This is a genomic window from Ferdinandcohnia salidurans (assembly GCF_042680725.1).
Lineage (GTDB): Bacteria > Bacillota > Bacilli > Bacillales > Bacillaceae_L > Ferdinandcohnia > Ferdinandcohnia salidurans.
The window spans coordinates 319,370-340,207 of sequence record NZ_JBHUEK010000034.1 but is presented as its reverse complement, the minus strand read 5'-3'; the positions used below and the strand labels follow the sequence as shown (position 1 = coordinate 340,207).

The following is a 20,838-nucleotide window of genomic DNA, read 5'->3' as shown; positions in this document are numbered from 1 at the left end:
GCAATGAAACAGATCTAAATACGAAGAAGAATTTTGAAGTAGTCCTCGTTTCATCCTGGGGCTTGACCCACAACGCGGTAATGCTTTACTGTGTTGAGGGTCAGGCCCTTTTTATTAGTCGCTATTTCTGTAATTGATATTTTTTAATTTTGAGATAGAGTGTATTTCGACTAACCTGTAAGATGTTGGCGGCTTTCGTAATATTCCATTCTACCGAATTTAATGCTTGCAAGATAGCCATTTTTTCAGTGTTAATCAGAGAATGTGGAGTGTTTCCTTCAGTATCTCCACTAGTAGGTTGACGCTCAAACTCATTTTCGAAATGTAAATCCTCACCGTTAACGATGGTATCTTCAGCAAAAAACGAGGCTTGCATAAGAACACTTTTTAGTTCCCGTACATTACCTGGCCAAGGGTAGGAAAGTAGTTTTTGCTTTGCATCATCAGATAAAGTAAGGACGGGGGTATCTAGTTTTGTAATTAGTTGTTCGGCTAGTTCGATAATGTCCGTTCTATTACGTAGAGGAGGAAGTGTAATAAAAATACCTTTCAACCGATAGTATAAATCCTCTCTAAACCTTCCTGCTAGTATTTCCTCGCGTAAATTCTTATTAGTTGCTGCTATTACTCTTGTATCAATGACTTTAACGGAGTCCCCGCCAATTCGGGTTACCGTTTTTTCTTGTAACACGCGAAGTAGGGCTGCTTGTGCCTTTAAAGACATATCTCCAATTTCATCTAAAAATATCGTTCCGCCGTCAGCAACCTCGAATTTTCCGGGAGCTCCTTCCCGCCTTGCACCTGTAAAAGCGCCACGTTCGTAGCCAAATAATTCACTCTCAATCAAACTATCAGGGATGGCACTGCAATTAACCGCAACAAATGGTTTCATTTTCCGTGTACCCGATGTATGTAAGGATTGTGCGATTAATTCTTTTCCTGTTCCACTTTCTCCATAAATGATAATAGGGTACTCAGACAAGGCAGCTTTTTTAACCACTTTCTTTACATTTACTATTTTTTCACAGGAACCAATAATATCAGAGAGTGTATATAACTTTTTGTCCTGAGAGGATTTAGGGCTATGTCTATGTAGGGAAACAACAGAACGAAACACTTGATTCGAATAATCGTCTAAGATGTCTACCGAATAGCCACCTTTCATATGAAACTCCTGTCCTATACAATTACTGCCTAATACTTGCATGGCGGGTTTGTTTGCACGGATAATTCTTCTTTCATGATCCAGTGTAAGTAGTGGAGTGGAGCTTAGATTTGCTGTAGTTTCCACTTCTTTTAAGGCTAATTGCTTTTCTCGTTGTACATGGGCCATGAGCAAGCGGTTTTGGACAGCTTCCACAATCATACTTGCTAAAGAAACCATTGAAGGGTGAAATAACTCTTTTCTTGCACTTATATTTACTGCACCGATAAATTGACCACTTGGAGAAAAAATGGGGCTTGCCGCACATGTAAGAAAGTGGTTCTTAACAAGGAAATGGTGTTCTGCGTGGGTGATAATGTTCGTTTTCTCATAAATGGCAAGTCCAATTGCATTTGTTCCTTTCACTTCCTCAGACCAATTTGAGCCAATTGAAAAATAGTCAATGGAAGCATCAAGATCGAGATTGCCTACTTTATGAATGATGGTTCCATTACGGTCAGCGATTACTGTAACAATGCCACTGGAATGAATGGTAGGATAAAGCTTTTCCAAAATGGCCGTAGTATGGGTAATCAAATTCTCGTTTTCTGTAAGAACCTCCTGCAACTTCTTACCTGTAAATTTGATATCCTGTATTGGGCCAGTGGGTGAAAGCCCCAACCCTTGACAGCGTTTCCAAGAAAGATCAATGATTTTCTTTTGATTGAAAAGATCGACGGATGACATGAATATACCTATCCCCCTTAAATACTTTCCTTCCATTTTACCTGTAAAAAATAGTATCTACCTATTATTATACCATTATTTAACTATTTTGAAAGTAATGAACACTTGAATTGCAATTATGTATCAAAATAGGACAGATGGTGCTCAAGTTCTGAACAGCATTGTTATTTTTTATGCTTAGAAAGGCCATTTATAAATGAAGTAGAAGTTGGCACGAGTCTTGCAAGTAGATAAGTTGTCTGAATCATTATCATTTAATGGAGGGGAAGAAACGATGGTAGGAAATAGAGCGGTAGCGTATATGGGACCTGGTAAGGTAGAGGTAATGGATATTGGTTATCCAGATTTAGTTTTAAGAGATGGGCCTGGAGTAAATCCTTTGAACGTAGGCCGTAAATGTGAACATGGTGTTATCTTGAAGGTAGTTACAACCAATATTTGTGGTAGTGACCAGCATATGGTTAGAGGAAGAACAACGGCACCCCAAGGACTTGTGCTGGGGCATGAAATAACGGGAGAAGTAATTGAAGTTGGGCGTGATGTGGAATTTATCAAAAAAGGGGACTTGGTGTCTGTACCGTTTAACATTGCGTGCGGACGATGCCGAAGTTGTAAAGAGCGTAACACACATATTTGTGAAAATGTAAATCCTGATCGTCCTGGTTCAGCCTATGGTTATGTAGATATGGGTGGATGGGTAGGAGGTCAGTCTGAATATGTGATGGTACCATATGCCGATTTCCAATTATTGAAATTTCCGGATAAAGATCAAGCGATGGAAAAAATTAAAGATTTAACAATGCTCTCTGATATTTTTCCAACAGGTTATCATGGGGCAGTAAGCGCAGGTGTTAAGCCTGGATCTACTGTCTATATTGCAGGAGCAGGTCCAGTTGGGCTAGCTGCTGCACATTCGGCACAACTATTAGGAGCATCTGTCGTTATTGTAGGGGACTTGAATGAAGAAAGGCTCGCTCAAGCTAGAAGTTTTGGCTGTGAAACTGTTAATCTACGTAATCATCCTGACCTGGGAGAGCAAATTGACCAAATTCTTGGTGTTCCTGAAGTTGATTGTGCTGTCGATTGTGTTGGCTTTGAAGCATCTGCACATGGTGCGAATGCGATAGAAGCACCAGCAACAGTTTTAAATACTATTATGCAGGTAACGCGTGCTGGTGGACGACTAGGAATTCCAGGACTTTATGTAACGGGAGATCCAGGTGGAGTTGACGAAGATGCTAAAATTGGTACATTGAGAGTTCGTCTAGGATTAGGGTGGGCGAAAGCACATACGTTCGTAACAGGTCAAACACCAGTCATGCAATACCACCGAGACTTAATGCAAGCAATCTTAAGTGGTAGAGCACAGATTGCAAAAGCTGTTAATGCAACTGTTATTTCTTTAGACGAAGCGCCAAGGGGTTACGCTGAGTTTGATAAAGGTGCTTCCAGAAAATATGTAATCGACCCTCATGGACTTGTGAAATAATGGTGTCTGCCGATGGAGACACCCAGCCTGTTCAAACGATGTTTTGGTGAAGGTATTGGTACTGCATTATTAGTTCTAATAGGTCCTGGAACAGCTGCTTTTAATGGAATTATTACGGCTACTAACAACGAGTCAACAACATTGGCAGATATTGGCGTTATCAGTTTTGCCTTTGCAATCATTGTTATGGCCATGATTTATTCAATAGGCAGATTAACGGGGTGTCACATAAACCCAGCGGTTACAATCGCATTAGCTTCGACGGGTCATTTTCCATGGAAAGAAGTAGGACCCTATATTCTTGCACAATGTGTGGGCGGTACGATTGGGGCGTTTGGAATTGTAACGGTTTTAGGCATGGACGGAGTCTTGATAGGCAATTTAGGGGCTACTGTACTTGCGCCAACTACTGGATATTTTCAGGGGATGGTTATTGAAGCCATTGCAGCGTTTATACTTATGTTTGTGATTATGGGAATTGCAGTGGACTCTAAGGCTCCCAATAATTGGGGAGGGCTAGTAATTGGTTTAACGGTCGGAGGGATTATCATGATGACTGCCGGAGCCACAGGAGCATCATTTAATCCTGCAAGAACCTTTGGGCCCTATGTTGTAGATAGTTTATTAGGTGGCAATATTAACTGGATCCAATTTCCTGTTTATGTCATTGGTCCAATTATAGGTGCCATCGCAGCAGCGATCATATATACGTATATGACCAGTTCGAAAATACTACCGGTATCAAATGAAACTTCTCATCATGAAATAGTTAAATAGTTTATTATGGTGCCTGACCCTCAGTGCGGTAATGCTTTACTGTGTTGGGGGGTCAGGCCCTTTTTATAGAGTAATACCTATAAAAAAGAGCAGAATTACAATGATTAAAGCCAAAATGACGATCCACCACTCAATTTTTACTTTTGTTAGTAAACGGTCAACAATATAAAAAGAGATGGCAGAAACAAGACTAAGAACTAGGAACACTAATCCGAAAAAACAATGGAATAGAAAAGAACAAATTTCACGAGAGTATGTAGATGTAAACATCTTTTTACTCATCCAATCACTCAATATGGATGTAATAACCCCATATGAAATAACAATCATTAAATTTAAATAAAATAAGCCAGCAAATCCATTCAGATTAAAACCACCAGGAACCATAAAAATGAGCGCAACTATCAAACTACTAATGATCGCAGTTAAAATTTTTCTTCTTATTATAATAGACATGGCCTCTCCCTTATTAATAAACGTCTGAAAATAACACCCCGTTAAAAGAATTCCTGTACCAAAAGGCATATAGTTCCAGTCGTGTGGTATCTTCTTTTGATTTTACAATAATTATGGTCTAGCATATATACCTTTTTAATAAAACTATTAGAGTGTAATCCTTAAGCCGCGAATGTCTATATCTTATACACGATTTTGATGGGGATGAGATTTTTAGTAAAATAAAGGAATGATTGGAGCAATGGTTGCCGTCAATTCTAGTGGAATTGAAGATGTAGATAAGAAAAAAATATTGGAGGTGTTGGAATTTGCGAAGCCATTCGAAGAACTTTATAAAAAATTTGAGGACCGAGGATTTGAAAAAGGAATTGAAAAGGGAATTGAAAAAGGAAGACAAGTAGGAAAAAAGGAAGAAAGGATTACAATTGCAAAGAAACTCTTATTAAAAGGTTTGGATTCTGAAGCAGTTGTGGATATAACAGGATTATCGCTCCGCGAAATAGAGGAACTTCGTAAATCTTAATTCGGGTTAGTCAGCCTTCGTTCCATCTATAAAAGGTGACAACAATAGTAAAGTAAGGGTTAACGAATATGACCTAAAGCTTTACAATTAGAAAATGAGCCAAACCTTGCAGGTTATTATTCACGACTTGCGTAGATTGGCTCTTTTTTTCATTCATAAAAGATTACATAAAAAAGTAGATTATAAAATGATAAAATAATAGGTAAATAGTGGTATTAAGTAGATTTTGATTTTTAGGACGTTAGTAAATGTTGTGCAAACCAAAAAGAGGGCGATGGTTGATGTTCGATTAAAAGCTATTTTGGTGCCGGCCACTCAGCGTGGTAATGCTTTACTGTGGTGGGGGTCAGGCCCTTTTTATTAGAAAGGAGGAATGGAAAAATGAATTTTGTCAGGAAAAGTACGAGAAATCGTTGGAAGGATCAAATTAAAAGTACTGCATCTGAAATACATACAAATAATGATTTATCATTTATTGATCATTTTATAAAAGATAAGCGAATTATACTTTTTGGTGAAAATTCGCATGGAATCGCAGAATATTTTAAGACTAAAACGGAATTCATTCGCTATTTACATCTACATCACGGTTTTAATGTTGTTGTCCTTGAGAGCGGTCTTTTGGAAGCAACTTTGTGCAAACAATTTTTAAGTGACCATTCTCCTGAAAAACAAATTCAAAATTGCTTGTTAGATATCTATCACAATGAAGAAATGGAACCTCTTTTTAATAAAAAATGGGCTCAATCTTTAAAAATTTCTGGTATGGACCCTCAACCTACTTATCCTTTAATATCAGAATGTATGACAGACTGGCTAAAAAACCATATAGATAATGAGTTATATGAAAAGATAAGAGCACTGGAGAAACGCTTTTTTGAAATAGATAAAGAAATGATGTTAAAGATAACAAGATCCCTAAAAAAGAGAATGAGAATGGCCATTGAAGATTATGAAGGCGTATTAAAATCAATGGATATAAAACAAAAAAATGTCACAAATCCTGAAATACAAAGGATGTATCTATTAATCCATCGAGGAATTCAAAACAGGTTGCAATGGTTACAGCTAAATCTAAAAGGTTATCTGACTTCAGGAGTTCAAAGAGGGTTTTATATGTTTCAGAATTTAGAGTGGCTGATGAATCACTACTATAAAAATGAGAAGATAATCGTGTGGGCTCATAATTTTCATATTCGAAAAAGACGTCCCCTTACTGCAAAGTTATTGGGAATAAAATCAGTAGGGTATTGGTTACAAAAAAAGTTTTCAGATGATTTCTATGCAATTGGTCTTTATGCGGGAAGCGGAACATTTGCAACTCAATTACGTGTTGTATTGGAGATAGACACTAAGAAAAAAGATCATTATCATTTAGAGTCATTACTTTATGAATCATCAGAATCAGACTTATTTCTTCCATTAGATGTAAAAAATCAAATCGCCGTTAAAAAAATGTGGTTCAAAAGAAGATGGTGGTTATTAGAGTCGGGATTTTTAGGTCTATCCCCAAAGGTTATTTATCCACAAGACTACTATGATGCAATCATTTTCATACGGAAAGTGACCTCACCAAAATATTTCAAGCGTTCTGATTTAGATGAAGGCTATAACTCTACATGATTTTGGTGCCTACCCCTCAGCATGGTAATGCTTTACTGTAGTGGGGGTCAGGCCCTTTTAAATAGAAAAAGCCACTACAATTTCCTTGTTGTAATGGCTTCTGTAGTAATTGGGTGTAAGGATATTTTAGTAGTATCCGCCGTAAGGAGGGTACTGGTAACCTGGGTAATTTTGATAAGGTGGGTATGGCGTTGGCGGGTAACCTGGATAGGATCCATAGTTAGGGTATGGGTAATACGGATAGTTGTTAGGGGAATTGAGCAATGTCCCTGCTAGTAATCCACCTGCTAATCCACCCAAAAATGGGAGTCCACCTTGAAAACCTCCATGTCCCGGTTTACCATGGCCACCATGTCCTGGTTTACCATGATGCCCATGATGGCCACCTTTACCATGATGCCCATGATGCCCACCACCGTGTCCATGCTTATACTCACGCATCATTCCCGTTTGTCCATAATCATATTGATACGGAAAAGGCATTGGATTCGTTTGATACCATTCATATTTCATAACTATTCCTCTTTTCATGAATTCTTTGTCCCTACAGCATATGCAACTACCCATAAAAGTTATGGGCAAGTATCCATGAAAAAGGATATTTACCTAAAAACAACTGGGTATAGCGGGATTTCGGAATGATAGCCTGTCTCTTGTTGGAGCGTTCTGTTGGCTGGCCCTAGTGCGGAAAAGTAATTTCTTTTCAAAGGTTATATGTAATTAAATGTTAAAATAATTGCATGAGTAGTTGTTCTGGTTGTTCAACAAACGGGGCAGTTTAGTACAATAAGGATGACAATGTAGTGATATATTTTTGAAGTGAGGTGAAATTCATGTTTTTGGTCAGTTCTTGTTTAGCTGGATTAGAAGTAAGGTACAACGGTACACATAGCTTAGATAATAGGATAAATAAATTAGTTGGAGAGAATAAAGCTGTTACTATCTGTCCCGAACTGCTTGGTGGATTTTCAATCCCAAGGGAACCTGCTGAAATAGTAGGCGGAGACGGAGAAGATGTGCTGGATGGAAGGGCTAAAGTGGTTGAGAAATCTGGTAAAGACGTAACCGAACTTTACATAAAAGGAGCTTATGCTACTTTAGAAAAAGCTAAAAAAATAAACGCAACAATAGTTGTTCTCAAGCAGGATAGCCCATCCTGTGGCAGTTCAATGATATATAACGGTGAATTTAAGGGAAAGAAAGTTGTTGGAAATGGAGTTACTTCAGCCTTACTTAAAAGAAATGGTTTACAAGTAATTTCAGAAGAACAATTTGTTGAAAGTTTCTTTTAGTTATTTAAATAACGGGTGCGGTAGTCCAAGAAGGATTATCGCGTATTTTTCATTGATGTTATTAAGCTAACGAAGCAGGATAGTTTAAGACGTAAAATGGATACTTATGATAAACTGCTGCTTTATGGAGGTATATGGAAATGGAGATGTAAAACTTCATACTACATGGAGATATACTATCAGTTGAAGCGAAGATAAATGGAAGTGATTACATATTAGGTGTTCAATGGAAAGCACCAGAAAAGCATTATGATGAAACTTGGGTATTAAAATCTTATGCAAATAAACTGACTGGAGAAAAAGATTTATCAAAAAGATCAAATAAAAGAGTATTTAGATACTATCAATGCTAAATGGAATTGGAATGTAACTGATCTTTAAAAATGACATTTAGCTAACAGCTGCGATAATTTAATAATGAAGGTCGTTCTTTTTATGTTGATGGATCGGGGCAGGTTTGTTTAGTAAAGAGAAGTAAAATTTTGAATGGACATTGGGAGTATTATAAGAAAAAATTGGGCTATCAATAAGTAGTTCAGATAATTTGGAGAAAATTAAAATTTGTACATAAAAAAGCTTGGATTTTAACTCCCAAGCATTTCTTATGTGCATTAAATTTTTGCTCTTAGTTTGTGTTTACATTCAAAGTGTCTATTTAATAAGTATTCCAGCTTGGGCTAATCCTCCACCAAATCCATATAATAAAAGAATATCTCCTTTTTTAATTTTCCCAACAATAACAAGAATTTTTTTGTTTAAACCTGATGTTATCAATCCATTTGCTATAATTTAGCCCATAAGTAAATCCAGCACAGGCAGCATTCAAATCAAAGCTCCTGTATTTTTTATACCTAATTTAGCTTGGACTAAAGATGCTACGCTTGGAGTTTTAAAATCAGGTGTCATTGTGCAAACAATAATCATATCAACATCATCTATCGATTTTTGATATCTGTTTATTAAATCTTCAACAGCTTTATAAGCTATATCACTTGTAAATTCATTTTCATTTGCAATTCTTCTTTCTTTAATTAATTTTTTTCGCCCCTCATATATTAATTTGGAAAAACAATTTATAAATTTAATATAATTTTAAAACTCCACATACCTTCAAAAGGGAACGACCTTGTATGATACGAACCATCGGGATACTGGAATTACCGTAGTTGAAACGGAAGAATGGTGAAATTTTAGATAATTTGGTTTTACTATAAGGCTAATTTTTCAATAACGGGTCGATTATCAAAGAAGATTATCTCTTATTTTTGTGGAAGTTATTGTACTAACGAGGCAGGTTAATTAAAGAAGAATAATTCATCGATTAAATAATGATAATATGGTTGATATTGTTGTGTTTTTAAAAAACGAGGTGTTCCTCTTGGTGAAGATATTTATGGTGACAGTTATATTAGTTCTTTTAGTTGCCCTAAAAATGCCCAGAAAAAGAACTAGGCACGAATTACTAGCTACAATACAGTTTGCATTGTTAATGAATTTTGTAACTGATTTGTATCTTGATTTAAAGTACAAACTTTACTGGTATTTTGATAAAGAACAAATAGAGTGGTCGTACCTAGCTGTAGCCCTTGGTGAGATTGCTGTACTGGTTATAATTTTTAATTATTTTCCCCTGAAATCTAATGCCATTAAGAAATTTATATATATCTTGGGATGGACATGCATTCTTGTATTACTTGAATTGTATGCGGTTTATATTAGAGTTTTACATTATGGTGAATGGAATATAATATATTCGGCGGTGGTTTACTTTATTTCAATTTATATCCTTTATTTCGTATTAGACTACACGGCGGATAGAAGAGAAACTCAGTAATAAAGTGGCGTTTTCTTCTAGAATTAACTGCTGAAAAAACATAAAAAAAACATATTGTAAACGCTTGGAAATTTATCCAAGCGTTTAATTTTTTATAATTATCAACATAGTAGTTATTTAACACAGCCAATACTAAAAAAATGACACAAAAGGGTCGTCATCTAACTAACTTTGAGTCAGCTTCATATTTTTTGTCTTATTGGATAAAAACATATTAAACACCTCTGTTCTATTTCTATTTATTATTCAATTCATAATATTTATGCCTAATACAGAGAAAGTTACTAAGAGTAATTTTTATCTATTGTCGTTTATGGTAAAATATTGTCGAACAATGTCGATAAATCTGAAAAGGGTTGTGGATACATGAAATTTTTTAATAAATCATATCTTACAAGTGAAAAGTTAGAGCGCAAGGATAATGTTACTTATTTACCACCAAGTGAAACTATTCTGGATAATATAACAAATGGTTTTTTTATAATAGATCGTAATTGGAAGATTGTATATACGAACAAAGAGATGGAGAAGTTCGTAAATAAAGAAAGAAAAGAACTGATCGGACAAAATATATGGAAGGTACTCCCGCAAGCAATCGGCACTGACTTTTATAAATTTTACCATAAGGCAATGGAAGAAAGAGTTACAGTTACGTTCGAAGAGTATTTTGAACCAACAAATGAATGGCTAGAGGTACGAGTTATTCCAACTGAGGAAGGAATAATTGGATACGCAATTAATATTACAGAGCGAAAATTGTATGAACAAACAATAGAGCATTTGGCATTCTATGACCAATTAACAAATCTTCCAAATCGGATTTTATTAGAGAAAAAATTAAATCAATTAATTGATAAATCCGAAGATAAGAAGCAATCATTCGCTCTGATTTACATGGATATAGATAGGTTTAAATATATAAATGATAGTCTAGGTCACATAATTGGTGAAAAACTTATTCTACAGTTTGCTGAACGATTGGTTCGAATCATTAGTAGTCAGGGTTTTATAGCAAGACTTGGTGGGGATGAATTCGCCGTTATATTAAACAATACGATTGAAAAAGAACAAATTTATACCATTTCTGAAAACATTATCACAAAAGTAAAAGAAGAACCCTTTATTGTCGATGATTATGAATTGTTTGTAACTGTAAGTTTAGGAATGAGTGTATTTCCTCAACATGGTGAAGATTGCAAAACCTTAATGAAGAATTCTGATATAGCAGTTAATCATGCTAAAGATATGGGGAAAAGTAAGGCAGAAGAATATAATCCAATAATGGATATTTATAGTTACAAAAGATTATCGTTAGAAAATGATTTACGAAAAGCAATTAATGAGAACAAGTTAGAATTACATTTCCAACCAAAAGTAAAAGTGAGTACAGGTGAAATAATAGGTGCTGAAGCATTAATTCGATGGAATCATCCTGATTGGGGGATGTTAACACCTGCCGATATAATACCCATTGCGGAAGAAACAGGATTAATTCACTCCCTCTCAAATTGGGTTACAAGAAAAGTGTGTCTATTTCTAAATTCCTGGCAAAACGAAGGCTTGAATCTAGTACCTATATCAATAAATATATCTGCTGATCGATTTATCTCTGCTGATTTTGTTCCGAACATAACGAGGCAATTAGAGGAAACTAAATTAGAAGGAAAATGGTTAGAAATTGAAATAACTGAAACTTCAATTTTAATTAACCAAAGTCTTGTTGAGAAAACTATAAATGAGCTTAATTATTTGAACGTAAGAGTATCTTTGGATGATTTCGGGACAGGTTATTCCTCTTTATCCTATCTAACTAGATATAAGATAAATGTGTTAAAAATAGACAAATCATTTATTCAAGAAGTATCGGCTAATAGTTCTAATTCAACTGTAGTAAAGTCTATTATTCAATTAGCTCACGGGTTAGGTATGAGTGTAGTAGCTGAAGGTGTTGAGACTCCTGAACAATTACAGTTTTTAAAACAGCAAGAATGTGATGAAATTCAAGGCTATATTTTCAGTAAACCAGTTCCAGTCTCGGATTTATTAAAAATGCTGAAAAATAGAGTATTAAAGCCAAAAGTCGAAAAACAAAGTTACTACGAAAATAAACGAAATTATTTTAGAGTAGAGCTAAATTTCCCAATGAGTTCACAAATGACTATAATAAAGTTTAGAGATAAGGATATTGAATTAGGGCGTACCGAGATTTTAGTTGAAGATATCGGTCTTGGTGGACTTCGGTTCATATCCCATCTACTTCTCTCCGTTAATCATGAAATTATTTTTGAGTTTGAAATAGAGATTCTTGGTGAAGTATTTAATTTAAAAGGACGAATTGTATGGAAGGAAGAAAATGAGGAAGGAATATATCGTTATGGGGTAGAATTTCTTATATATGAATCGGAACGGGAACATCTAGCGAAAACATTAAATAATCTTTCATTGCAAATTAGGAAAAGTCCTCTTGTTCCAAACTGCAGGCAAGTTCAGTCAAATATATTTAGTTATATCAAAAATCAAATAAAAAAGAATAGCCCAACTTCATAGTATCTCAGTAAAGATGAGAAAATTAGTAAACATAACACTCAGTCCAAGCCCGAAGTAAAAAATCAAATAAGCCTGAATGAAAAAAATTGAAAAGAATTTGGTGAGCTTCAGTTACCTTATTCAACTAACAACTGGTGCAAGAGTTAAAGATCAAGTTGCCATTAACTTAGCAGCTTTTTCTTGTTGGGCTAACGAAGCTTTAGTTGAAAAGCGAAAAATACCATGATGCTAGGTACACTCTTCAAAAAGGGATTAATAATGGATGAAAGCTCAAGGTGTTTTAAGAATAACGATGTATTATATTTAATTTGTCGTTGGAATGGGAATAACTGTACAATATATTGGTGAATAATTTAGTTCCTTTTTTAGGTCCTAACGAAAGGAGATCATCATTGAGTGCTATAACTAATACTAAGGATATTTTGGAACGAGTATCCGATGGATTTTATTCGTTAAATAATGAATTAAAATTTGAATATATAAATAATGTTACAGAAAAACTTTTACAAATTAGACGAGAAAATGCAATTGGGCAATATATTCACGATGTATTACCTCACAGTGACTTGCGTAAATTCATATCACGATATGAAAGGGCATTGTCGGAACAAATACCTGTAGAATTTGAAGAGTTTTTTAATAATAGATGGTATTAAATAAGGGTATTTCCTTCTAGGGAAGGCTTGTCTGTACTTTTTAGAGATATTACAGAAAAAAAGAAAGAGTTTCAAAATATTAATTTTCTAGCTAATTACGATGTTATAACAGAAATACCGAACCGTTTTTACTTTAATAAATACTTAAAACGCAAATTACAATCATCTATTGATGGTTCATTTGCTGTTTTATTTATTGATATTAATAATTTTAAAAATGTAAATGATACGTATGGTCATGGAGTAGGTGATTTGGTATTAAAACAAATCTCCAGACAAATTGAGGAAATAATAATTCAATTTGGTTTCATAGCTCGTTACTCTGGTGATAAATTTCTTCTAACGTTGGAAAACCTTGATGATCATGAAATTTCATCTGTGATTGAACGAATAATTGAATCATTTTCAAGTCCATTTTGTGTAAATGGGTTTGACATAAAAATTTCAATCTGTGTTGGGGTTAGCCAGTTTCCTAAGGATGGGCAAAGTGAAGAATTATTAATAAAACATTCAGAAAGTGCAATGTATCAGGCAAAAAAAGAGGGTAGAAATAAATATAAGTTTTACACCTTTGATGAGAATGAAGGAAGAGTAGACGCTTTAAAATTAGAGTTAGAGCTCCACAAGGCGATAGAAAATAATCAGTTACTACTTCACTATCAACCTAAAATCAATTTAAATACGGGGAAAATTGTGGGTGTCGAGGCATTAATTCGTTGGGACCATCCAGAATGGGGAATGGTATCGCCACAAACATTTATACCTATCGCTGAAGAGACAGGATTAATTTTACCTATTGGAGAATGGGTTTTGAATGCTGCCTGTAAACAAAATAAAACTTGGCAGCAACAAGGTTTTTCAACAGTTGTTTCCGTCAATTTATCAGCGATTCAATTTAATCAGACTAATATTATTGATAATATTGAATCCATTCTTCAAAAAACAGGATTAGAACCACACTTTTTAGAAATTGAGATTACTGAAAGTATGACAGTTGATATTGACCGTACAATTTTAATGTTACAACAGCTTAAAAAGATTGGAGTCCATGTGAGTATCGATGATTTTGGTACAGGTTTCAGTTCATTAAGTTACTTAAAAAACTTTCCTGTTGATACATTAAAAATGGACCAGTCTTTTGTTAAAGAACTTCGAAACAACCCTAATGATGAAACCATAGTTAAAACCATTATCTCAATGGCTCATAATTTGAATTTGATTGTAGTAGCTGAAGGAATAGAAACAAAAGAACAACTAGTTTTTCTACAACAACATTTATGTGATGAAGGACAAGGAAATTTTTTAGGTAAGCCCTTAACAGCATCCCAATTACTAGAAAAACGAATTGAAATCGAAAAAATAGTTGAAGAACATGGAATTCCAAAAGATATAAATCAACAATTGTTATTGAAAGAATTATTGGAATCTGCCCAAAGAGAGTTACACGATACGATTCGTTTGCAGCAAGGGATGATATTTAAGTATAAGAAAATTAATGAACGATTTATTCATACACAATGTGACGGGGAATTATTATACAGACTTGGAATGATTCCTTCTCAAGTGATAGGAAAAGAATTAGCTGATTTTCTTCCTTATAGAATTGCCCTCGATAAAACTGCCTACTATAAGAAGGCGTGGGAAGGAGAGGAATTTGTTACTTATGAGGAAGAGCTAAATGGAATTAATTATCTTACAACTTTACGTCCTATTAAAAAAGCTGGAGAAGTCGTACAAGTCATAGGTTCATGTATAGATATAACGAAACGTAAAAAAGCGGAGAAAGCTTTACAAGAAAGCGAGGCTAAATATCGGCTGATTTCTGAAAACATGACTGACATAATAATGTTATTAGATATAAATGGAACGATACAGTATGCATCACCATCCCTTGGAAATGTATTGGGTAACCCATTAAAATCATATAAAGGTAAAAGGTCGTTTGATTTAATACATCCTGATGACAGGCAAAGCGTAAAGATGGGATTTGAAAAATTACTAAATACTATGAATCCATTAAGGATGGAAGCTCGTTTTGTGAACGTTGATGGGAAGTCGTTATTATTTGAAGGACTAGGTACCCCTGTACTTGGAGAAAATGGCGATCCTGAACATTTTATAGTAGTAGGGAGAGACATTACGGAAAAAAGGGAAATGGAAGAACAACTCTCAAAATCAGAAAAATTAGCGGTTGTGGGTCAACTTGCTGCAGGTGTTGCACATGAAGTCAGAAACCCTATAACTTCGATAAAAGGATTCATTCAACTTTTAGAGGAAGGAATCATGAAGAAAGAATTTTTTGAAGTGATTTCCAGAGAGTTTAAACAAGTAGAGAAAATTCTTGAAGAATTTATTAATCTTGCCAAACCAAAAGAAATTCAATTAAAAAAAGTAAATATTAAAACAGTACTTAAAGAAGTTGAGACATTATTAAAACCAGAAGCAAATTTGAAAAACGTAGAAATTTTCACAGAGTATAAACAAAACCTTCCTCAGATTATGTGTGATTCAAACCAAATAAAACAAGTTTTCATTAATATAATCAAAAATAGCATTGAAGCAATTCCTAAAAATGGGCTTGTAAAAATCCAAAGCAGTATAGAAGGTAAAAATGTCCTTATAAGAATAATCGATAATGGAATTGGGATAAGTGATGAGCGAGTTCAGAAATTAGGTGAGCCGTTCTATAGTAATAAAGAAAAGGGTACAGGTTTAGGTTTAATGATATGTTTTAGAATTGTTCGGGAACATAACGGGTCAATAAAAGTAAAAAGTAAAGAAAATGAAGGTACTACGGTTGAAGTTAGGTTACCAATAAAAACTTTTAACCAGTTATCTACATAATAACTCAATCCCCATCTGACATACAGGTGGGGATATTTGCTGTTTACCATCAAACAAATAAAAGTTTTTTTGTAAAAATATGAACTTCAACCATATTTTAACTGAACAAAATCAAACCAGTATAATTCATCTCTTTTCTGCAAAACTATACCACAAGAGGAGATGACTGGTCATGAAATTCCTTCAAAACTTAAGAAAAAGAAAAGAAGATAAGTTTTCAGAAAAGATGGATTCCTTTACTAATGAAGAACCAGGTAAACTAATAAGTTCAGACCTTTCAGCTAATGAAGGTTTTTTGCGAGATATTTTTCATCAATGTTCTGATGTTGTGTATCGTGTTGTACCTATAAACGATAAAACAAAATTACTTTTTGTTTATATTGATGGTTTATGTGACACAAAACCTCTCGATGAGATGATGTTGAATCCTGTTAGGTCATCTGACAAAAAATGTGAAGTATTTATATTTGAAGAATTTGTTGCAAATCGGCTTCGCCAGGTTGCTCAAATAAAATCAACCAATAATGTAAATGAATTAATTAATGGGATATTAACGGCAAATGTCGCTATTTTAGTCGAGGGAGAAACAACTGCTTTACTTGCGGATTTAAAAGGTTTCGAAAAACGGTCTATTGAAGAGCCTTCCTCCGAATCCGTTATACGTGGTCCAAGAGACGGGTTTACAGAAACATTACGTGTAAATACGAGCTTAATCCGAAGACGAATTAGAAGCCCTAGATTGAAAATAGAGTCATTTACAATTGGCAAACTTTCAAAAACGGATGTAGCAATTGTTTATATTGAAAAAATTGCAAGTGATTCTGTTATCGAGGAAGTAAGAAAGAGACTAGAGTCAATTGAAATTGATGGAGTAATCGAGACTGGTTTTATTGAAGAGTTTGTTGAGGATTTTCCTTTTTCTCCATTTCCGCAAGTTCAAAACACAGAGCGCCCCGATATCGTTTGTGGCAGTTTACTGGAAGGGAAAGTATCCATATTGGTGGACAATACTCCATTTGTTCTGATTGTTCCCATGACCTTTTGGTCGGGGTTGCAGGCCGCTGAAGACTACTATGAAAGGTTTATTTATGTAACCTTTATTCGCTGGATTCGCTATATTTTATTCAATATTTCATTGCTGCTACCCTCTATTTATGTTGCAGTAATAACTTTTCACCCACAGTTAATTCCAACGAATTTGTTAATAAGTATAGCATCTGCACGAGAGGATGTTCCATTTCCAGTGTTATTTGAAGCTATTATGATGGAGCTTATGTTCGAAGCTTTACGTGAAGCTGGGATACGGCTCCCTAAGTCAATTGGTTCAGCTGTTAGTATTGTAGGAGCGCTTGTTATAGGGGAAGCTGCTGTGCAAGCTGGTATTATCTCTGCTCCCATGGTTATTGTGGTAGCAGCCACAGGAATAGCATCATTCGCGGTACCGCGCTATAATTTCGGCACTGCATACAGGCTCCTTCGCTTTCCTATACTTATCCTGGCAGGACTGTTTGGTCTCTATGGGGTCATTCTAGGAATGATTGCCATCCTTATTCATCTCGTTCATCTTCGATCCTTTGGGGTTCCCTATTTAAGTCCGATTGCCCCGCAAAATCCAAAATATCTAAAAGATGTTTTAGTACGAGCACCTAGATGGAGCATGCATCGCCGACCTATAATGGTAGCTGGTCAAGATAAAACCCGTATTCCTGAAGGGCGGCGGACGAAAACCTGAAGGAAGGAACGAATGATGAGATGATAAAAAGATTAAAAATATTTCTTATTATACTAGTTAGTATGTTTTTAACTACTGGATGTTGGGATGAAAGAGAAATAAACGATCAGGCAATCATATTGGGGTGGGGTTTTGACCAAAATGAAGATGGTGATTATATTGGCAGTGCTCAGATTGTTGTTCCTGGGGAAGTTGGTGAGAAAAGTAGTGGTCAAGGCAAAGGATACATAGTTGAAACAGCAACAGGGATAAGTCTTTTGGATGTAACTCAGAATTTGCAAAGAAAGCTCTCAAGGAAAGTTTTTCTAAGTCATCAGAAGGTCATTATCATTGGGGAACGCTTAGCCAGAAATGGGGTATCGAACATCCTTGATGTATACAGTCGAGAACCTGAACTTCCCATACGAACAAACTTTTTTGTTTTAAAAAACGGGGATGCATTGGATTTTATGGAGGTCCAGTACAAGATGGAAGATATGCCTTCTACTGCTGCAATGAAAATGTTCCAAAGTACAGCGGGACCAGAAAGCACTACGTTTAAGGATTTTTTGGAAGGTGCGAGTTCAGAGGGAATTAGTCCGACAGTACCTATTCTTGAAATTATTAGTTCTAAAAAGGAGAAAGAAAAGGATACTGAGACCTTCCAGCTTGGTGGGAGAGCTATTTTCAATCAGGATCTTGAGCTAGTTGGATTTTTGTCCTATCGCGAGGCAGTTGATAGATTGTGGTTAATTAACAAGTTAAATACTCATAATTTCACCACAAATTTATTAGGGGAAAAAGGAAATGTAGGTATACTGGGTATGAATTTTAAAAGTAAGATTCAACCCAATATACAAAATGATCAAGTGGAATTTCTTATAACGCTTTCCGGAACAGGGGTTGTTCGTGAAAATAATACAGTATTAGACCTAAAGCAGCCGAAGAATCTTCAAATCATAGAACGTTCATTCAATAAGAATTTGCAAGATCATATGATAAGTACCATCACAAAAGTTCAAAATGAATATAAAACAGATATTTTGGGTTTTGGGCAATCTGTTCATAAGAAATACCCTCAAAAATGGAAAATATGGAAAATGGATTGGAGTAAGAAATTCTCAGATGCAGATATTACAGTTAAAGTGGATATACGTATTGATCGAACTGGGGTAACTGGTTCTCCATTACATTTGAAAGAAAGTGAGATCCAGAAATGAAGATTTCCAAGTATCAAATATTTTGGATGATTGCATCTCTAGAAATTGGAATGGTTTTGTTATTAACACAATCACCTGCTATTGAAGAAGCAAAGCAGGATGCCTGGATTTCATTTGTTCTTGCTGGGTTAGCAGGAATAGGAATCACCTTTGCTGCTGGAAAACTAAGTCTTCTCTATCCTAACCAAACATTCATTCAGTTTAGTCAAAGAATTTTAGGGAAATGGTTAGGGAGAATAATAGTAATTCCTTATTTTATCCATTGGCTTTCTGTGATAGGAGTTATTTTTCGTCAATCATCAGAAATAATCCAAATGACTTTATTTACGAAAACCCCGTTGTTTATTTTAATTGTACTTTTATTACTTTTAGTAATTTATGTGAATTACATAGGGGGGATTGAAGGCATTGGGCGGTGTAGTGAAATAATGGGCCCGTTGATATTTTTAATGGTTATTATTACTTTGTTGCTTAATTTTAATAATATAGAATGGGATAAAATTCTACCCGTTTATGCTGACTCAGGATTAAAATCTATTTTACAAGGAGGTTTAACGCCTGTATCGTTTTATGGTGAGTCAGTTTTAATAATGATGCTACTCTCTTTTACAGAAGAACCGAAAAAAGGAGTAACTTGGGCTGTATGGGGTGTAGGAGTTGTAGCTATTTTAGTGACTATTTCAACACTAGAAATTCTAATGGTATTTGGAGCAAATTTGTCTTCAAGACTATGGTATCCATTTTTTGAGATGGCGAGATATATATCGCTTATGCAATTCATTCAAAATATGGAAATAATTGTGACTGTTATATGGATCTTCAGTATATTTATAAAATTGTCCATTTATCTATTCGTATCTAGTTATGGGATCGCTCAATGGCTAAATATAAAGGATTGGCGAAAGGTTATTTGGTTTGTAGCAATTGCATCAATAGTACTTTCTTTGATTTATCCAAATAATAACGTAGCGTCTGTTTCTTATCTTGAAAAATATTGGCTTCCATTTGTTCTCCCCATAAATATGATAGGTATTCCCTTGCTCCTTTGGGGGATTGGAGTTATTCGTAAAAATTCAAAACAAATTGATGAGTAATAAAGCAAGTGTTAAAGAGGCTCCATCTGATAAACAGGTGGTGCCTAAAACGGATTCTCTGGTTCATCTTTTTTAAAATCCACATTATATTCACCAAGAAAATTGATGTGCTCCTATCCTAACAAATTTTTATTTAGGACCTACATGTAAGCCTTCACTCTCTCGCCAATCTGCGTAAAATATTCGCTTTATATTATCATAGCCATTGGTAGTTAATTGGTTCTCTAACCACTGTTGATCAAATCCGAGTTCATGTAAATTTTCCCATAAGATTTCCCCATCTATAATTAACGATGTTGGGAGGTCTACTGGACTTTCTGGAAGATTGGGTGACAAAACCAACAATGGTTTTGATCGTGAGTAAACCAATATTAACTTCCTCCAAAATTTTTTCCTCCAATTGATTTTAAATTATATTATCTATTGATATCACCCCTATATTTAAATTTAAAGGTAACAGATATTTTTGAATTCAAACTCTTTGAGGTGCCTTTTTAGTATTACCGTTTTTTGGTAATGAATTTCCATCGTAAATAAGAAAAAAACCATGTTGAAATTCTTCTAACACGGGTTTTCAACTTTTTTCAAATGAATCAGAACCATTTAAAAACAATGAAATGCAGGATCAGTTAATTGTTAACAACCTATTTCAATTGGTGAGGTAGTAAATCGGGGTTATATGATCGCCATACATAAAGGGTAAGGAGGCTAGTATACTACATTGTCAATCTCAAAATTTAAGAATTGCGTTATCGATAGTTACAAAAATGACTTTTACAAGCAATTTAATACAGAAACTTCTTTGTTTAGCTAAGAACTGTATAATGGTTCTTTGTCCTTTTAAGTGCATAAAGGTTTCCTTTTAATTTGTTGATAAATAA

General features: G+C 34.8%; 16 protein-coding genes and 1 pseudogene. 12 read left to right on the top strand and 5 right to left on the bottom strand.

Features of this window, described 5'->3' with window-relative positions; genetic code table 11:
* Positions 1 to 121: 121 nt before the first annotated feature.
* Positions 122 to 1,891 (bottom strand): sigma-54-dependent Fis family transcriptional regulator, encoded by a 1,770-nt coding sequence (locus ACFSFW_RS23920; protein ID WP_388042136.1) that lies wholly within the window; start codon positions 1,889 to 1,891, stop codon positions 122 to 124.
* A 274-nt stretch (positions 1,892 to 2,165) separates the two neighbouring features.
* On the opposite strand from ACFSFW_RS23920, the gene fdhA reads away from it, so the two are divergent.
* Together fdhA and ACFSFW_RS23910 are read left to right on the top strand one after the other, a co-directional pair.
* Positions 2,166 to 3,380: a formaldehyde dehydrogenase, glutathione-independent gene (gene fdhA, locus ACFSFW_RS23915; RefSeq protein ID WP_388042134.1), complete on the top strand. Its 1,215-nt coding sequence runs from the start codon at positions 2,166 to 2,168 to the stop codon at positions 3,378 to 3,380.
* Between the two features lie 12 nt (positions 3,381 to 3,392).
* Complete coding sequence (locus ACFSFW_RS23910) at positions 3,393 to 4,157, top strand: MIP/aquaporin family protein (RefSeq protein ID WP_388042132.1); 765 nt, start codon at positions 3,393 to 3,395, stop codon at positions 4,155 to 4,157.
* Between the two features lie 63 nt (positions 4,158 to 4,220).
* Here the strand turns inward: ACFSFW_RS23910 and ACFSFW_RS23905 are convergent, their stop codons facing one another.
* Positions 4,221 to 4,613 carry a hypothetical protein gene (locus ACFSFW_RS23905; RefSeq protein ID WP_304217285.1) on the bottom strand — a complete coding sequence of 131 codons (393 nt, stop codon included), beginning with the start codon at positions 4,611 to 4,613 and terminating at the stop codon, positions 4,221 to 4,223.
* 229 nt (positions 4,614 to 4,842) lie between these two features.
* Between ACFSFW_RS23905 and ACFSFW_RS23900 the strand changes: the two genes are divergently transcribed.
* Entirely contained in the window at positions 4,843 to 5,136 is a 294-nt protein-coding gene (locus tag ACFSFW_RS23900) for an Rpn/YhgA-type helix-turn-helix domain-containing protein (RefSeq protein WP_304217287.1), read from the top strand.
* A gap of 381 nt (positions 5,137 to 5,517) precedes the next feature.
* Positions 5,518 to 6,759, top strand: coding sequence for an erythromycin esterase family protein (locus ACFSFW_RS23895; RefSeq protein WP_388042130.1), 1,242 nt, complete (start codon positions 5,518 to 5,520; stop codon positions 6,757 to 6,759).
* Positions 6,760 to 6,885: 126 nt separating this feature from the next.
* Here the strand turns inward: ACFSFW_RS23895 and ACFSFW_RS23890 are convergent, their stop codons facing one another.
* Entirely contained in the window at positions 6,886 to 7,272 is a 387-nt protein-coding gene (locus ACFSFW_RS23890) for a hypothetical protein (protein WP_388042128.1), read from the bottom strand.
* A gap of 320 nt (positions 7,273 to 7,592) precedes the next feature.
* Between ACFSFW_RS23890 and ACFSFW_RS23885 the strand changes: the two genes are divergently transcribed.
* Positions 7,593 to 8,051: a 2-thiouracil desulfurase family protein gene (locus ACFSFW_RS23885; RefSeq protein WP_388042127.1), complete on the top strand. Its 459-nt coding sequence runs from the start codon at positions 7,593 to 7,595 to the stop codon at positions 8,049 to 8,051.
* A 735-nt stretch (positions 8,052 to 8,786) separates the two neighbouring features.
* Here the strand turns inward: ACFSFW_RS23885 and ACFSFW_RS23880 are convergent.
* Positions 8,787 to 9,083: pseudogene (locus tag ACFSFW_RS23880) on the bottom strand (ketoacyl-ACP synthase III); the annotation flags it as partial.
* Between the two features lie 361 nt (positions 9,084 to 9,444).
* Between ACFSFW_RS23880 and ACFSFW_RS23875 the strand changes: the two are divergent.
* From ACFSFW_RS23875 to ACFSFW_RS23845, 7 genes are all read left to right on the top strand, one after another.
* Positions 9,445 to 9,885 carry a CBO0543 family protein gene (locus ACFSFW_RS23875; RefSeq protein ID WP_388042125.1) on the top strand — a complete coding sequence of 147 codons (441 nt, stop codon included), beginning with the start codon at positions 9,445 to 9,447 and terminating at the stop codon, positions 9,883 to 9,885.
* Positions 9,886 to 10,251: 366 nt separating this feature from the next.
* Entirely contained in the window at positions 10,252 to 12,432 is a 2,181-nt protein-coding gene (locus ACFSFW_RS23870; RefSeq protein ID WP_388042123.1) for an EAL domain-containing protein, read from the top strand.
* 392 nt (positions 12,433 to 12,824) lie between these two features.
* A complete protein-coding gene (locus ACFSFW_RS23865) occupies positions 12,825 to 13,088 on the top strand; it encodes a PAS domain-containing protein (protein WP_388042121.1) in 264 nt (87 codons plus the stop codon).
* Between the two features lie 27 nt (positions 13,089 to 13,115).
* Positions 13,116 to 15,932 carry an EAL domain-containing protein gene (locus tag ACFSFW_RS23860; RefSeq protein WP_388042119.1) on the top strand — a complete coding sequence of 939 codons (2,817 nt, stop codon included), beginning with the start codon at positions 13,116 to 13,118 and terminating at the stop codon, positions 15,930 to 15,932.
* 172 nt (positions 15,933 to 16,104) lie between these two features.
* On the top strand, positions 16,105 to 17,664 hold the full coding sequence (locus ACFSFW_RS23855; RefSeq protein ID WP_388042118.1) for a spore germination protein: 1,560 nt from the start codon (positions 16,105 to 16,107) through the stop codon (positions 17,662 to 17,664).
* 20 nt (positions 17,665 to 17,684) lie between these two features.
* Entirely contained in the window at positions 17,685 to 18,863 is a 1,179-nt protein-coding gene (locus ACFSFW_RS23850; protein ID WP_388042116.1) for a Ger(x)C family spore germination protein, read from the top strand.
* Positions 18,860 to 19,957 carry a GerAB/ArcD/ProY family transporter gene (locus ACFSFW_RS23845; RefSeq protein ID WP_388042115.1) on the top strand — a complete coding sequence of 366 codons (1,098 nt, stop codon included), beginning with the start codon at positions 18,860 to 18,862 and terminating at the stop codon, positions 19,955 to 19,957. Before ACFSFW_RS23850 ends, ACFSFW_RS23845 begins: the two co-directional genes overlap by 4 nt.
* Positions 19,958 to 20,086: 129 nt before the next feature.
* Here ACFSFW_RS23845 and ACFSFW_RS23840 read toward each other — a convergent pair whose 3' ends face one another.
* Positions 20,087 to 20,326: a YetF domain-containing protein gene (locus ACFSFW_RS23840; protein WP_304217304.1), complete on the bottom strand. Its 240-nt coding sequence runs from the start codon at positions 20,324 to 20,326 to the stop codon at positions 20,087 to 20,089.
* Positions 20,327 to 20,838: the final 512 nt, after the last annotated feature.